Source organism: Aquariibacter albus (genome assembly GCF_014145335.1).
In the GTDB taxonomy this organism is placed as follows: domain Bacteria; phylum Pseudomonadota; class Gammaproteobacteria; order Burkholderiales; family Burkholderiaceae_C; genus Aquariibacter; species Aquariibacter albus.
Map to the genome: position 1 here is coordinate 1,315,933 of NZ_JACIVI010000001.1, position 12,345 is coordinate 1,328,277.

Annotated in this window: 14 protein-coding genes; 11 read left to right on the forward strand and 3 right to left on the reverse strand. The window is 71.1% G+C overall.

What is annotated here, in order from left to right; genetic code table 11:
* Positions 1–669 precede the first annotated feature (669 nt).
* Positions 670–1,494, forward strand: coding sequence for an NYN domain-containing protein (locus H4F90_RS06005; protein ID WP_182662390.1), 825 nt, complete (start codon positions 670–672; stop codon positions 1,492–1,494).
* A gap of 26 nt (positions 1,495–1,520) precedes the next feature.
* Here H4F90_RS06005 and H4F90_RS06010 read toward each other — a convergent pair whose 3' ends face one another.
* The 3 genes from H4F90_RS06010 to H4F90_RS06020 are packed head-to-tail and all read right to left on the reverse strand — an operon-like array spanning position 1,521 to position 3,008.
* On the reverse strand, positions 1,521–2,141 hold the full coding sequence (locus tag H4F90_RS06010) for a class I SAM-dependent methyltransferase (protein WP_182662392.1): 621 nt from the start codon (positions 2,139–2,141) through the stop codon (positions 1,521–1,523).
* Positions 2,142–2,167: 26 nt separating this feature from the next.
* Positions 2,168–2,656, reverse strand: a complete 489-nt coding sequence (cadR, locus tag H4F90_RS06015; RefSeq protein WP_182662394.1) for a Cd(II)/Pb(II)-responsive transcriptional regulator — start codon at positions 2,654–2,656, stop codon at positions 2,168–2,170.
* Positions 2,657–2,672: 16 nt separating this feature from the next.
* Positions 2,673–3,008, reverse strand: a complete 336-nt coding sequence (locus H4F90_RS06020; protein WP_056314603.1) for a YnfA family protein — start codon at positions 3,006–3,008, stop codon at positions 2,673–2,675.
* A 114-nt stretch (positions 3,009–3,122) separates the two neighbouring features.
* Here H4F90_RS06020 and H4F90_RS06025 point away from each other — a divergent pair, with 114 nt between their 5' ends.
* The 10 genes from H4F90_RS06025 (at position 3,123) to H4F90_RS06070 (ending at position 12,321) form a co-directional block, all read left to right on the forward strand.
* On the forward strand, positions 3,123–3,764 hold the full coding sequence (locus H4F90_RS06025) for a cation transporter (RefSeq protein WP_182662396.1): 642 nt from the start codon (positions 3,123–3,125) through the stop codon (positions 3,762–3,764).
* A complete protein-coding gene (locus H4F90_RS06030) occupies positions 3,761–3,985 on the forward strand; it encodes a GDCCVxC domain-containing (seleno)protein (protein ID WP_056314601.1) in 225 nt (74 codons plus the stop codon). Before H4F90_RS06025 ends, H4F90_RS06030 begins: the two co-directional genes overlap by 4 nt.
* A 91-nt stretch (positions 3,986–4,076) precedes the next feature.
* Positions 4,077–4,421 (forward strand): hypothetical protein, encoded by a 345-nt coding sequence (locus H4F90_RS06035; protein WP_182662398.1) that lies wholly within the window; start codon positions 4,077–4,079, stop codon positions 4,419–4,421.
* A 143-nt stretch (positions 4,422–4,564) separates the two neighbouring features.
* Complete coding sequence (locus tag H4F90_RS06040; RefSeq protein WP_182662400.1) at positions 4,565–5,842, forward strand: TolC family protein; 1,278 nt, start codon at positions 4,565–4,567, stop codon at positions 5,840–5,842.
* Positions 5,843–5,887: 45 nt separating this feature from the next.
* The gene (locus H4F90_RS06045) at positions 5,888–6,439 is read left to right on the forward strand and encodes a hypothetical protein (RefSeq protein WP_182662402.1); all 552 of its coding nucleotides are present in this window, start codon (positions 5,888–5,890) and stop codon (positions 6,437–6,439) included.
* Positions 6,436–7,548 carry an efflux RND transporter periplasmic adaptor subunit gene (locus H4F90_RS06050; RefSeq protein WP_182662404.1) on the forward strand — a complete coding sequence of 371 codons (1,113 nt, stop codon included), beginning with the start codon at positions 6,436–6,438 and terminating at the stop codon, positions 7,546–7,548. Before H4F90_RS06045 ends, H4F90_RS06050 begins: the two co-directional genes overlap by 4 nt.
* 10 nt (positions 7,549–7,558) lie before the next feature.
* Entirely contained in the window at positions 7,559–10,756 is a 3,198-nt protein-coding gene (locus H4F90_RS06055; protein WP_182662406.1) for an efflux RND transporter permease subunit, read from the forward strand.
* 29 nt (positions 10,757–10,785) lie between these two features.
* On the forward strand, positions 10,786–11,172 hold the full coding sequence (locus tag H4F90_RS06060; protein WP_182662408.1) for a hypothetical protein: 387 nt from the start codon (positions 10,786–10,788) through the stop codon (positions 11,170–11,172).
* 12 nt (positions 11,173–11,184) lie between these two features.
* Positions 11,185–11,730, forward strand: a complete 546-nt coding sequence (locus tag H4F90_RS06065; protein ID WP_182662410.1) for a hypothetical protein — start codon at positions 11,185–11,187, stop codon at positions 11,728–11,730.
* Between the two features lie 252 nt (positions 11,731–11,982).
* Positions 11,983–12,321, forward strand: coding sequence for a CzcE family metal-binding protein (locus H4F90_RS06070; RefSeq protein ID WP_056314593.1), 339 nt, complete (start codon positions 11,983–11,985; stop codon positions 12,319–12,321).
* Positions 12,322–12,345 lie beyond the last annotated feature (24 nt).

A 12,345-nucleotide genomic window follows, 5' to 3' on the forward strand; every position in this document is an offset into this window, starting at 1 on the left:
GCGCACCGGCGGCCCCTTTGGTCGGCGCAGCGTCGCGGCCGCTGTGCCAGCCCGCCTGGCGCAGCGGCTGCAGCGCAGCCGACCGAAAGCTCACGAGCAGCGGCGGCCCTGCGGCCGACGTGCCACCGAGGGAGCCGCAGGCGAGCGAATGGCGCGGCGGTCGAGCCGCTGATCGCTGGCTGTGCAGCGGCAAAGCCGCTGCGAGCACTTGTCGGCCCCCGTCTTCGGCGGCCCGGCATCGGGCATGGCGGGTGACCGGGGTGGCGATCTGGCCGGCGTGCAGCGAACGAAGCGAAGCGGCGTGAACGGAACGCCGGTCAGTTCGCCAAGCGGGCCTCGTTCACGCGCAGCGTGAAGGAAGCCAGGCCCGCGATCCCCGGGCACGGGACAGGGCCGCCGCGTGCTTCAGCCGGCCCCGCCGGCCTGACTGGATTCGCGTGAGGGATGGCAGCCCGTCAGGGGTGAGACGCCGACGCAGCCGGCGGCTCGACGCGCAGCGCCACAGCCCGGCCCCGCTCCGCGGGGACACGCCATGGCCCACCAGGACCTGGAGGCTGACCCGGCTGTACGCCCACCCGCTTCGCATCCATCGGGCCCAACGCTGCCGCGCACGGGAACCTCGCCCGGAGGCATTACGATGCCTTCGACAAGAACGGGAGGGAGAAGAACTTGACCCCGAACGACAACGACGACAACCGATCGGTGGCCCTGTACTGGGACTTCGAGAACCTGCACGCAGGTCTCGTCGAAGCCCGCTACGGCGAAGGCGCCTACGCCAAGCCGGACAACCGCTTCAAGGCCCAGGAACCGCTGATCGACGTGCAGGCCCTGGTCGAACTCGCTGCCTCCTTCGGTCCGGTCGCCATCAACCGCGCCTACGGCAACTGGCAATTCTTCGGCCGCTACCGCGACGCCCTGCTGCAGAGCGCCGTCGAGCTGATCCAGCTCTTCCCGCCCGGCGCGTCGGCCAAGAACGGCGCCGACATCAAGCTCTGCCTCGACGCCACCGAGGACATCAGCCGCTTCGCCCACATCGGCACCGTCATCATCATCGGCGGCGACAGCGACTTCATGCCGGTCGCCCAGAAGATCAAGGCCGCCGGCCGCACCCTGATCGGCATCGGCAACCGCCGGAACACCAACAAGCACTGGGCCAAGAGCTGCCACGAGTTCCGCTACTACGACACCCTCGTCGAGCCCGAGCCCGGACCGCAGGCCCAAGCCGCCGCCGAGACCGTGGACGCGGCGGCACCCCCGCCCGCAGACCCGGCGGCCGACATGCTCCGTCGCGCGCTCCGCCTGCTCGCCGAAACCCGCGGCGAGACCTGGGTGAACAAGGCCAACGTCTGGCCGATGATCAAGCGCCTGGACGCGACCTTCGACACCAAGGACCACGGCTACGCCAGCTTCACCGAGATGCTCAAGGCGCTCGATGCAGTGGTCGAGGTCAAGAAGGGCGAGACCGACCACCTGCTGCGCTTGCGGCCGACCTGACCGCCCCGACCGGCTTCCGCCGGAGACTAGGTCAGGACCTTGCGGCAGTAGCAGTACACGAACTGCTGGACCACGCCGCCGGGGGTGCGGTGCTCGTGTTCCCTGTGTTCGACCAGATCGAAGGCGCGGCCGAACTCGTCGTGCAAGGCGTCGGCGTCGTACCGCTTCACCGGCAGGCCGCTGCACTGCGTCGGCCCCTGCGCCCCGAAGGTGGCAACGATGACATGGCCGCCGGGACGGACCGCGCGCAACACCTGCGCGACATAGGCACGTCGCGCCGCCTCCTCGACCAGGAAATGAAACACCGCCCGGTCGTGCCAGAGGTCGTAGGGCGGGCCCGGCAGGTCCATCGACAAGATGTCGCCGACCAGCCAGTGCACCCGCCGGGCCACCGGCCCCAATCGAGCCTGCGCCGCGGCCAGGGCCGCCGCCGACAGATCGACCACGGTGACGTCGCGGTAGCCAGCGAGCAGCAGATCGTCGACCAGCGTCGAGGCTCCGCCACCCACGTCGATGATCCGGGCGCTCCCGCCGGGCGCGGCCTGCTCGATCAGCGCGAGCGAAGTGGCCGCATGCGGCTCGAACCAGCTCACGGCATCGGCCGCCTTGCCGCCGTACACCTGCTCCCAATGCTGCTTCGGATCCATCGCCTCTCTCCTGCACGCCAGGGCGTTCAGCCGGCCGATCCCCGACGGCGATCGGCGGCGCGCCTGCCCCCGGAACGACCGTGGGCACCCTCGACATGCACCCCGCCCGCCGGTGCCCGTGCCACCGGTTGCGCCAACCCGTCCAGGATGCCGCACCGCGCCGCCTCGCCCGCCCCGCCGCATTGCGCGCGCAGGGACTTCAGCTGCCGCTCGAGCTGCCGCAGCTCCCGGATGCGCGTGGCGACATGGTGGATGTGCTCGTCGAGCAGCATGTTGACTTCGCCGCACCCGGCCTGCGGTGCGTCCTTGACGCGCAGCAGCACGCGAACCTCGTCCAGCGTCATGTCCAGCGACCGGCAGTGCCGCACGAAGGCCAGCCGCTCGACGTGCCCGGGCCCGTAGATGCGGTAGTTGCCTTCGGTGCGCGCCGCCGTCGGCAGCAGCCCTTCGCGCTCGTAGTAGCGGATGGTCTCGACCGGGGTCCCCGCCGCGGCCGCCAGTTCACCGATCTTCATCGCTGTCTCCTCCGCCTCAGGCCGCCCGCGGCTGCAGCGCGATCAGCGCCATGCCGGCCAGGCAGACGGCACCGCCGACCAGGTCCCAGCGCGTCGGCGCCACGCCGTCGACCTGCCACAGCCACAGCAGCGCCACCACCACGTAGACGCCGCCGTAGGCCGCGTAGGTCCGCCCCGCCGCGCTCGGGTGCAGGGTCAGCAGCCAGGCGAAGGCTGCCAGCGCACCCGCGGCCGGCAGCAGCCACCAGACCGGCCGGCCCTGCGTCAGCACCAGCCACGACAGGTAGCAGCCGACGATCTCGGCCACCGCGGTGACGAAGAACAGGCCCGTGACGCGCAGGAAGTCGAGCATGGCTGAGGTTCCGGGAGGCGGGGCGATGGTGAGGGAAGGCGACACGATGCTAACGCTTGACTCTGGAGCCGCTACAGGGTTTCCAATGCGAACCATGATGCCTCGGACCAGCCCATGAGCGAGCCCTGCTGCAGCCACGGCTGCGCCACCCCATCCGCCGTCCGGAGCCCGCGCTACCGCCGCGTGCTGTGGGCCGCGCTGATCGTCAACGCGATGATGTTCGGCATCGAGCTCGCCGGCGGCCTGCACGCCGGCTCGGTGTCGCTGCTGGCCGACGCGGTGGACTTCCTCGGCGATGCGGCCAACTACGGCATCTCGCTGCTCGTGCTCGGCATGGCCCTGCGCTGGCGCGCACGCGCCGCGCTGTTCAAGGGCCTGACCATGGGCGCCTTCGGCGTCTTCGTGCTGGCCCGGGCCGCCTGGTCCGCGACCACCGGTACGGTGCCCGAGCCGGTGACCATGGGGGCGATCGGCGCGCTGGCGCTGCTTGCCAACGTGGCCGTCGCCGCCATGCTCTACGCCTGGCGCGAGGGCGACGCCAACATGCGCTCGGTCTGGCTGTGCAGCCGCAACGACGCCATCGGCAACCTCGCCGTGATGGCCGCGGCGCTCGGTGTGTTCGGCACCGGCAGCGCCTGGCCCGACCTCGCGGTCGCCGCGATCATGGGCAGCCTCGCGATCGCCGCGGCGGCGTCCGTCGTGCGCCAGGCCACCACCGAGCTGCGACCGGCCGCTGCCGGTCCCGTGACGCCATGAGTGCGGTCGTCCTGACCTCGGCGCTGACCTGCCCGCATTGCGGCCACCGGTCGACCGAGACCATGCCGACCGACCGCTGCCTGTGGTTGCACGAATGCCCGCAGTGCCGCCGGCTGCTGCGCCCGCGGCCCGGCCACTGCTGCGTGTTCTGCTCCTACGGGTCGGTGCCCTGCCCGCCGGTCCAGGCCGCCGCAGGCGAGCCCGGGTCGTGCTGCGGCTGACGGGGCCCGAGCGATGCCAAGCCGCGTCACCCTTCACGCCGGTCGGGATGGCGTCGTGCCGCCCGGCCGCGCAGCCGCTAGACTCCGCGCCGTGCGTCGCTGGCTCTCCATCCTCCTGCTCGTCCTACTGCCGCTCCAGTTCGCCTGGGCGCAGGCAGCCGACTATGACGTGCGCGGCAGCGGCAGCCATGAGATGCACTTCGGGCATCACGATCACGACCACGGCGAACCGCCCGACGCGCCCGACGGCGATGCAGGCGGCTCGATCGATGCCGACGGCCACCACTGCCACGGCCAGTGCTCGGGGATGCCGGCACCGGTCTACCTCGTGGCCGCCGTCATCGGCAGCACCTCGCCCGATGTCCGCATCGACGCGCACAGCGGCGCCCTCGCGCCGCCCCGACCCGAACGCCCCCAGTGGCGTCCCCTCGCCTGATCGGCGAGGCGGGTTGCTTTTCTTCCTGAAACCCGTTCGCGCCTGAGCGCCGGCCGCAGCATGCGGCCCGCGCAGGCACGACGCGACCTTCTGGTCGCCGCTCGCCGATCTCCCGTGGCTTGTTCTCGACACTGGAGCATCGGATGCACCGAAGAATTCGAACGGCCGCATGGCTGCGATGCACCGCCGTGGCCGCCGCCTGGGCCGCCTGCGCATGGACGGCGCAGGCCCAGACCTCGACGGCGCAACCCGCGCCCGAAACGCCTCTTGACCTCCGGCAAGTCTTCGACGCCGCCTGGGCACGCCAGCCGGAGGCCCTGGCCCTGCAGGCGCGCCGTGACGCGGCCAGGGCCCGGCAGAAGGCCGCGCAAGCCTGGACCCCTGAACCCGCGGCGCTGGAGCTGTCCAACAAGACCGACCGCCTCAACCGCAACCAGGGCGCGCGCGAGCTCGAGGTCGGTGTCGCCGTGCCCTTGTGGCTGCTCGGTGAGCGCAGCAAGACTGCTGCACTGGCGGACGCCGAAGGCGCGGCGATCGAAAGCCGGGCATCTGCCGCGCAGCTGCGCGTGGCGGCGGCGGTCCGCGACTCATGGTGGCAATGGCAGCGCACCCGCATCGAAACCGACGCCGCCCGCGATCAGCTCGACAACACGCGCCGCATCGCTGCCGATGTGGCACGGCGGACCAAGGCCGGCGATCTGGCCCGCGCCGACCAGCACCAGGCCGATGGCGCGGTAGCGGCAGCCGAATCGGGGCTTGCCCAAGCCGAAGCCGCACTGGCTGCGGCCCGGCAGCAGCTGCGTGCGCTGGCAGGCCGTGCGCCCGCCGCCACCGAAACCGCCGGTGCCGCCGCCGAGCCCGACCCCGGTACGGCCTCGGCCGAGACCGACGCGCACCCGGCGCTGCAGGAGCTGAAAGACCGCGCCGCGGTGGCCGAAGGCAGCGCGGCGCTGACCGCGGCGCAGTCGCGCGCCAACCCCGAGCTGATGCTTGCGACCACCCGCGACCGCGGCGCCTTCGGCGAGTCGTCTCAGCAGACCATCACGCTCGGCGTGCGCATTCCCTTCGGCGGCGGCCCGCGGCACGATGCCCGATCCGCCGCCGCGCGCGCCGAAGCGACCGAGGCGCAGGCCCAGCTGGCGCTCGAGCGCGAACGCCTGGCCGCGGAACGTGACGCGGCGCGCGTGCGGGTGGACGCCTCGCGCAGCCAGCTCGCCGCCGCCGAGCGCCGCGCCACGCTCGCGCGCGAATCGCGCGGCTTCTTCGACAAGTCCTTCCGCCTCGGCGAGACCGACCTGCCGACGCGCCTGCGCATCGAGGCCGAGGCCGCCGAAGCCGAGCGCGAGGTCGCGCGCACGCGCATCGAGCTCGCCACGGCGATCTCCGCATGGCGGCAGGCCCTGGGCCTGCTGCCCCGGTGACGCCGCTGCGACGCCACGAACCGAATCCTTCAGGAACCCCTTCCCATGAACCTCCCGTACCTCCTGGCCGCGATCCTCGTCGCCGCCTTCCTTGGCGCCCCACCCGCGCGCGCCGCCGGCGACCATGACCACGGCGATGCCGCTCCCGCCGCCGGCCAGGCGCTGCCGCGCTTCACCGCCGAGTCCGAGGCCTTCGAGCTCGTCGGTGTGCTCAGCGGCCAGCAGATCACCCTCTACCTCGACCGCTTTGCCGACAACAGCCCGGTGCGCGACGCACAGATCGAGCTCGACATCGGCGGCACGACCTTCCAGGCAGAACCCCATGGCGACGGCGAGTACGAGGTGCTGCTGCCCGAGGCGCCGAAGCCGGGCGTGCTGCCCGTCACCGCGACCGTGACCGCGGGCAACGAGGCCGACCTGCTGGCGGCCGAACTCGACATCCACGAGGAGGCCCACGCTGACGAAGCCGAGCACACGCATTCGTTGAAGGAATACGCCTCATGGGCCGCCGCCGGCTTCGCCGCGCTGGCGCTGCTGGGCTGGGCTGGGCGTCGCATGCTCGGCGCACGCAGCGTCCGCGCCGGAGGTGCGGCATGAAGCGCGCGCTGATCGCCACCAGTCTCGGGCTGCTGATCGCACTGGCCGGGCCCCACGCGGCGCTGGCTGGCGAAGGCCACGACCACGGTGACGGCCCCGCGGCCCCCAGCGCCAACGGGCCGCAGCGCCAGCCCGACGGCAGCGTCTTCCTGCCCAAGCCGGCGCAGCGCCAGCTCGGCGTGCGCACCTTCGTCGCCGCGGCGGCCGCGCTGCCGCGCACGGTGGAACTGAATGCCAGGGTGCTGATGGACCCCAACGCCGGCGGCAAGGTACAGGCGCTCAACGCCGGTCGCATCGAGCCCGGGCCGCGCGGCCTGCCCAACCTCGGGCAGGCGGTGCGCAAGGGCGAGGTGCTCGCTTATGTGCTGCCGTCGGCCGCGCCGATCGAGCGCGCCAACCAGGCCGCCCAGCTGGCCGAACTGCGCGCCGCCAAGACCCTGGCCGACAAGCGCCTCGCGCGCCTGCAGGAACTGGCCGACACGGTGCCGCGCAAGGAGATCGAGGCGGCCGAAAGCGAATCGGCCAGCCTGGGCGCGCGCATCGCCGCGGTCGGTGCCGGCCTCGCCACCCGCGAAACGCTGCTGGCACCGGTGTCCGGCGTGATCGCCTCGGCCAACGTGGTGGCCGGCCAGGTGGTCGATGCGCGCGAGCTGGTGTTCGAGATCGTCGATCCCTCCCGCCTGCGCATCGAGGCGCTGGCCTTCGACGCCGCGCTCGCGGCCGACATCGGCGGCGCGCTGCTCGCCGTGGGAGACCAGCGCGTGCCGCTGGTCTTCGTCGGTGCCTCGCGCAGCCTGCGCGAGCAGGCGCTGCCGCTGGCCTTCCGCGCCGAGGGCCCGGCGCTGGCGCAACTGGCCGTCGGCCAGCCGGTGCAGGTCTTCGTGCAGACGAAGAAGACGATCGAGGGCATCGCGGTGCCGGTCGCCGCGCTGATGAAGAACCCGGCCAACCAGACCATCGTCTGGGTCAAGACCGCGCCAGAGCGCTTCGAGCCGCGCAGCGTGACCACCGAGCCGCTCGACGGCGTCAACGCCGCTGTGACTTCGGGCTTGAAGCCGGGTGATCGTGTCGCGACGCAAGGCGCGACGCTGATCAACCAGGTCCGCTGAGGAAGCCACCATGTTCAAGTGGCTCCTCGACAACAGCCTCGGCAACCGGCTGCTGGTGATCATCGCCAGCGTGGTGCTGATGGCCTACGGCGCGTTCACGCTGTCGCGCACCCCGGTGGACGTGTTCCCCGACCTCAACAAGCCCACCGTCACCATCATCACCGAGGCCGGCGGCATGGCCGCCGAGGAGGTGGAGCAGCTCATCACCTTCCCGCTGGAGACGACCATGAACGGCCTGCCCGGCGTGGAGTCGGTGCGCTCGATCTCGTCGGCCGGCCTGTCCTTCCTCTACGTCACCTTCGACTGGAACATCGACATCTTCCGCGCCCGGCAGCTGGTGTCGGAGCGGCTGGCCTCGATGGAGGAAGGCCTGCCCGACGGCGTGCTGCCGCGCATGGGACCGATCAGCTCGATCATGGGCGAGATCATGCAGATCGCGATCCCCGTCGATCCGCAGAAGATCCAGCCTGGCGCAGGGCCGCTCCCAAGCCAGGCTGCGCCCCCTCGGGGGGCAGCGAGCGAAGCGAGCGTGGGGGCATCGTCCCTCATGGCGGTGCGCGAGTACGCCGACTGGGTGCTGCGGCCGCGGCTGCTGTCCGTTCCCGGCGTCGCGCAGGTCATCCCCATCGGCGGCGAGGTGCGTCAGTTCCAGGTGCAGCCCAACACCGCCCGCATGGCCGAGCTGGGCATCACGCACGATCAGCTCGAAGCGGCGCTGAAGGGCTACTCCAGCAACACCTCGGGCGGCTTCCTGGAGCTCAACGGCCGGGAATACCTGATCCGCAACCTCGGCCGCACGTCCCGGCTCGACGACCTGAACAACCTCGCATTGACGGCGAAGGACGGCCAACCGATTCTGCTCCGCCAGATCGCCGACGTGACCTTCGCCGCGGCGCCCAAGCGCGGCGACGCCGGCTTCGAGGGCAAGCCGGCCGTGATCCTGGGCATCCAGAAGCAGCCGACCGCCGACACCATCGCGCTGACGCTCGCGATCGAGGACGCGCTCGCCGGCCTCAAGACCTCGCTGCCCGCCGGCATGGAGGCCCCGAAGGTCACCTTCCGCCAGGCCAGCTTCATCGAGGCCTCGATCACCACGCTGCAGGGCAAGCTGATCGGTGCCTCGGTCTTCGTCGCGGTGATCCTGTTCTTCTTCCTCGGCACGCTGCGGCCGACGCTGATCGCGCTGACGGCGATCCCGGTGTCGATCTTCATCACCGCGCTGGTCTTCAGGTATTTCGGGCTGTCGATCAACACGATGACGCTGGGCGGCCTGGCCATCGCCATCGGCGGCCTGGTCGACGATGCGGTGGTCGGTGTCGAGAACGTGCTGCGGCGGCTGAAGGAAGACCGCGCCAGGCACCCGGAGCACCGCATGCACCCGATCGAGGTGGTGGCCCGCGCAACGATGGAAGTGCGGTCGGCCATCCTCTACGCCACGGTCATCATCGTGCTGGTCTTCATCCCGCTGTTCGCGCTGCCGGGGTTGGAGGGCAAGCTGTTCGTGCCGCTCGGCATCGCGTTCATCGTCTCGACGCTGGCCTCGCTGATCGTCTCGGTGACCGTCACGCCGGTGCTGAGCCTCTACCTGCTGCCGCGGATGAAGACGCTGGACCATGGCGACACCAAGGTGCTGGCCTGGCTCAAGGCGCGCTACCGCGGCAGCCTGCAGGCGGTGCTCGATCGGCCGAAGGCGGCCATGGCCGCCGCAGGTGCGGCGGTGCTGGTGGCGGCGGTGGCCGTGCCCTTCTTCCCGACCACCTTCCTGCCGCCCTTCAACGAGGGCACGCTGCTGATCGGCCTGCGCCTGAACCCGGGCGTGACGCTGGCCGAGACCTCGGCGCTGGCACGCCAGGCCGAAGTCCTGATCAAGCAGGTGCCCGAGGTCACCCACGTCGGGCGCCGCAGCGGCCGGGCCGAGCTGGACGAGCATGCCGAGGGCGTGCATGTCAGCGAGCTCGACGTCGGGCTCGTCCCCACCGCCGAGCTGACGCGCAGCATGGACGAGGTCAAGGCCGACATCCGCGCACGCCTGGTCAACCTGCCAGCCGCGCTGGAGATCGGCCAGCCGATCTCGCACCGTATCGACCACATGCTCTCGGGCGTGCGTTCGCAGATCGCGGTCAAGATCTTCGGCGAGGACCTCGACGCGCTGCGCGGCCAGGCCGAGGTGCTGCGCGCCAAGCTGGCCGCCATCCCCGGCATCGCCGACCTGCAGATCGAGAAGCAGGTGCTGGCGCCGCAGATCAAGGTGCGCATCGACTACGCCGCCGCGGCGCAGTACGGCGTGCCGGCGCCGCAGGTTTTGTCCGCGCTGCAGAGCCTGGTCGAGGGCGAGAAGATCACCCAGATCGTCGAGGGCAGCCGGCGCTTCGCGCTGGTGGTGAAGCTGCCGGAATCAGCGCGCTCGGTGCAAGGCCTCGGCCAGATCCTGATCGAGACGCCGAACGGCCGCATCCCGCTGTCGAAGATCGCCACCGTCGAGGACGGTGACGGCCCCAACCAGATCAGCCGCGACGACGGCAAGCGGCGCATCGTGCTGTCGGCCAACGCTTCGGGCCGTGCGCTGTCGGAGATCGTGGCCGACATCCGTCAGGTCGTGGCCCAGACCAAGCTGCCCGAGGGCTACTTCATCACCCTGGGTGGGCAGTTCCAGGCGCAGGAAGAGGCCTCGCGCCTGGTCGGCCTGCTGTCCGTCGTGTCGCTGACCTTGATGTTCGTGGTGCTCTACAGCCGCTACAAGTCGGCCGCGCTGTCGGCGCTGATCATGGTGAATATCCCGCTCGCGCTGGTCGGTGCCGTGATCGGCCTGTGGCTGTCGGGCCAGCCGCTGTCGGTGGCGGCGCTGGTGGGCTTCATCACGCTGGCCGGCATCTCGGTGCGCAACGGCATCCTGAAGGTCAGCCACTACATCAACCTGATGCGCTTCGAAGGCGAGTCCTTCGACCAGAAGATGATCGTGCGCGGCTCGCTGGAGCGGCTGAGCCCGGTGCTGATGACGGCGCTGGTCACGGCCTTCGCGCTCGCGCCGCTGCTGTTCGAGGCCGAGCAGCCCGGCACCGAGGTGCTGCACCCGGTGGCCGTGGTGATCTTCTCCGGCCTGATCAGCTCGACGCTGCTCGACACCTTCCTCACGCCCGCGATGTTCTGGCTGTTCGGACGCAAGCCGGCCGAGGCGCTGATGGACGACAAGGACGCCGAGGCGCTGTGATCTCTTCCACCCACCCCGAAAGGACTCCCATGAACACCCAAGCCCTCGTCGCCTCTATCGCCCTGGCACTGGCCGGGTCCGCCTTCGCCGCCGGCGACCACCACCACGCGGCCGACAACCACAAGCCGTTGCACGGCGGCGTCGTGACCCCGACCAAGCTCATGGACTTCGAGCTCGTGGCCAAGCCGACCGTGATCCAGCTCCATCTGCGCGACCACGGCAAGCCGATGGACGCGAGCCAGGCCAAGGGCAAGCTGACGCTGCTGTCGGGCACCGACAAGCAGGAGGTCGAGCTCAAGCCGGCCGGCGACAGGCTCGAAGCCACCGGCAGCTTCAAGGTCGGACCGGGCACCAAGGCGGTGGCGGTCGTGACGGTCGGCGGCAAGACGGCGACCGCGCGCTTCACCCTCAAGTAGCCGGAGACGAGCATGCTCGCGCGCAGATCGCTGACCCTCGGCGGGCTCGCCGCCCTGGGGATGACCGCGGCAGGGTGCGCCACGCGCACGCCGGCAAGGCTCGAGGCCGACGGTTCCTACTGCCGCCGCCTCGGCCGGCGGCCTCGCCAGAAGGTGGCGTGCACGCCGGGCTCGGTACCGCCCGCCTCGGCGGACGCCGACGCCAAGCGCTTCGAACCCATCCCCGGCGCCCTGGGCTTGTACGTGCTGCGCCATCGCTGGCTGGATGCCCACCGCGTCGTCGAACTCCAGGTGGACGGCCGGCCCGTGGCAGCGACGGTACCCGCGTCGCTGGTACGTGTGGCCCTCGCGCCGGGCAGACACTCGCTGGCGGTCGAATGGGACGGGCAACGAACCGAGCTGAGTATCGAGGGTGCGCCAGGCGACGTGCACGCCATCGAGCTGGTCGGGAGCAGTTGGTTCTGGGGCGACCGCTTCGTGTGGCAGCCATCGACCGTGGACGATCTCCGGCGTCGCGCCGCCGGCACGCGGCTGGTGGCCGACGTGAGCTTGCGCTGATCGCAGCGTGCACTTGATGCGGTGATATGCCCGCCGCACGGTGGTCTTCGCCGCGCACTTCGACCATCGGCCATGCGACGTCCTGCTTCGACCCGGCACCACGCGCGCCCCTGCACGCCTTCATTGCAGTTTCGTCACGCCGCCGACCATCGATTGACCCAGGCCGCTTCCTAGAGTCGTTCTCATGACGCGCCCTTGCGTCATCGGCATCGCCCCCGCGTTGCCGGCCACCCGCAAGAACTGGAGGCCCCCATGAGAACGACATCGACCCTTCGTGCCACGCTGCTCGCCGCCCTCGCCGCGGCAGCCTTCTCGGCCTACGCCGACACCTTCAGGAACGGCGAATCCTTCTACGGCACGCCGACGGCCGCCACGGCCTACGCGCGCCAGGTCACCCTGGGTTCGCGGTCCACGCTGGACGTGGACTACGGCAGTGTCATCACCTTCACGAACGAAGGCCGCAGCTTCACCTGGCAGTTCAACGGCATGGACCACCGCCCGGTCGAAATCACCAAGATCGCCCCGGCGGGCTTTCCGACCAAGCCGCTGATCATCTACGTGGCGCCGAACCCGTGGAACCGCGGCGGCTGATCACGTTGGCCGGCGCGTGCTGCC

What these genes read in the sequence shown, in the direction of transcription:
- H4F90_RS06010 (WP_182662392.1), bottom strand. Translation starts at nt 2,141, where the DNA reads ATGGATCCGAAGCAGCATTGGGAGCAGGTGTACGGCGGCAAGGCGGCC.
- cadR (WP_182662394.1), bottom strand. Translation starts at nt 2,656, where the DNA reads ATGAAGATCGGTGAACTGGCGGCCGCGGCGGGGACCCCGGTCGAGACC.
- H4F90_RS06020 (WP_056314603.1), bottom strand. Translation starts at nt 3,008, where the DNA reads ATGCTCGACTTCCTGCGCGTCACGGGCCTGTTCTTCGTCACCGCGGTG.
- H4F90_RS06025 (WP_182662396.1), top strand. Translation starts at nt 3,123, where the DNA reads ATGAGCGAGCCCTGCTGCAGCCACGGCTGCGCCACCCCATCCGCCGTC.
- H4F90_RS06030 (WP_056314601.1), top strand. Translation starts at nt 3,761, where the DNA reads ATGAGTGCGGTCGTCCTGACCTCGGCGCTGACCTGCCCGCATTGCGGC.
- H4F90_RS06040 (WP_182662400.1), top strand. Translation starts at nt 4,565, where the DNA reads ATGCACCGAAGAATTCGAACGGCCGCATGGCTGCGATGCACCGCCGTG.
- H4F90_RS06045 (WP_182662402.1), top strand. Translation starts at nt 5,888, where the DNA reads ATGAACCTCCCGTACCTCCTGGCCGCGATCCTCGTCGCCGCCTTCCTT.
- H4F90_RS06050 (WP_182662404.1), top strand. Translation starts at nt 6,436, where the DNA reads ATGAAGCGCGCGCTGATCGCCACCAGTCTCGGGCTGCTGATCGCACTG.
- H4F90_RS06055 (WP_182662406.1), top strand. Translation starts at nt 7,559, where the DNA reads ATGTTCAAGTGGCTCCTCGACAACAGCCTCGGCAACCGGCTGCTGGTG.
- H4F90_RS06060 (WP_182662408.1), top strand. Translation starts at nt 10,786, where the DNA reads ATGAACACCCAAGCCCTCGTCGCCTCTATCGCCCTGGCACTGGCCGGG.
- H4F90_RS06065 (WP_182662410.1), top strand. Translation starts at nt 11,185, where the DNA reads ATGCTCGCGCGCAGATCGCTGACCCTCGGCGGGCTCGCCGCCCTGGGG.
- H4F90_RS06070 (WP_056314593.1), top strand. Translation starts at nt 11,983, where the DNA reads ATGAGAACGACATCGACCCTTCGTGCCACGCTGCTCGCCGCCCTCGCC.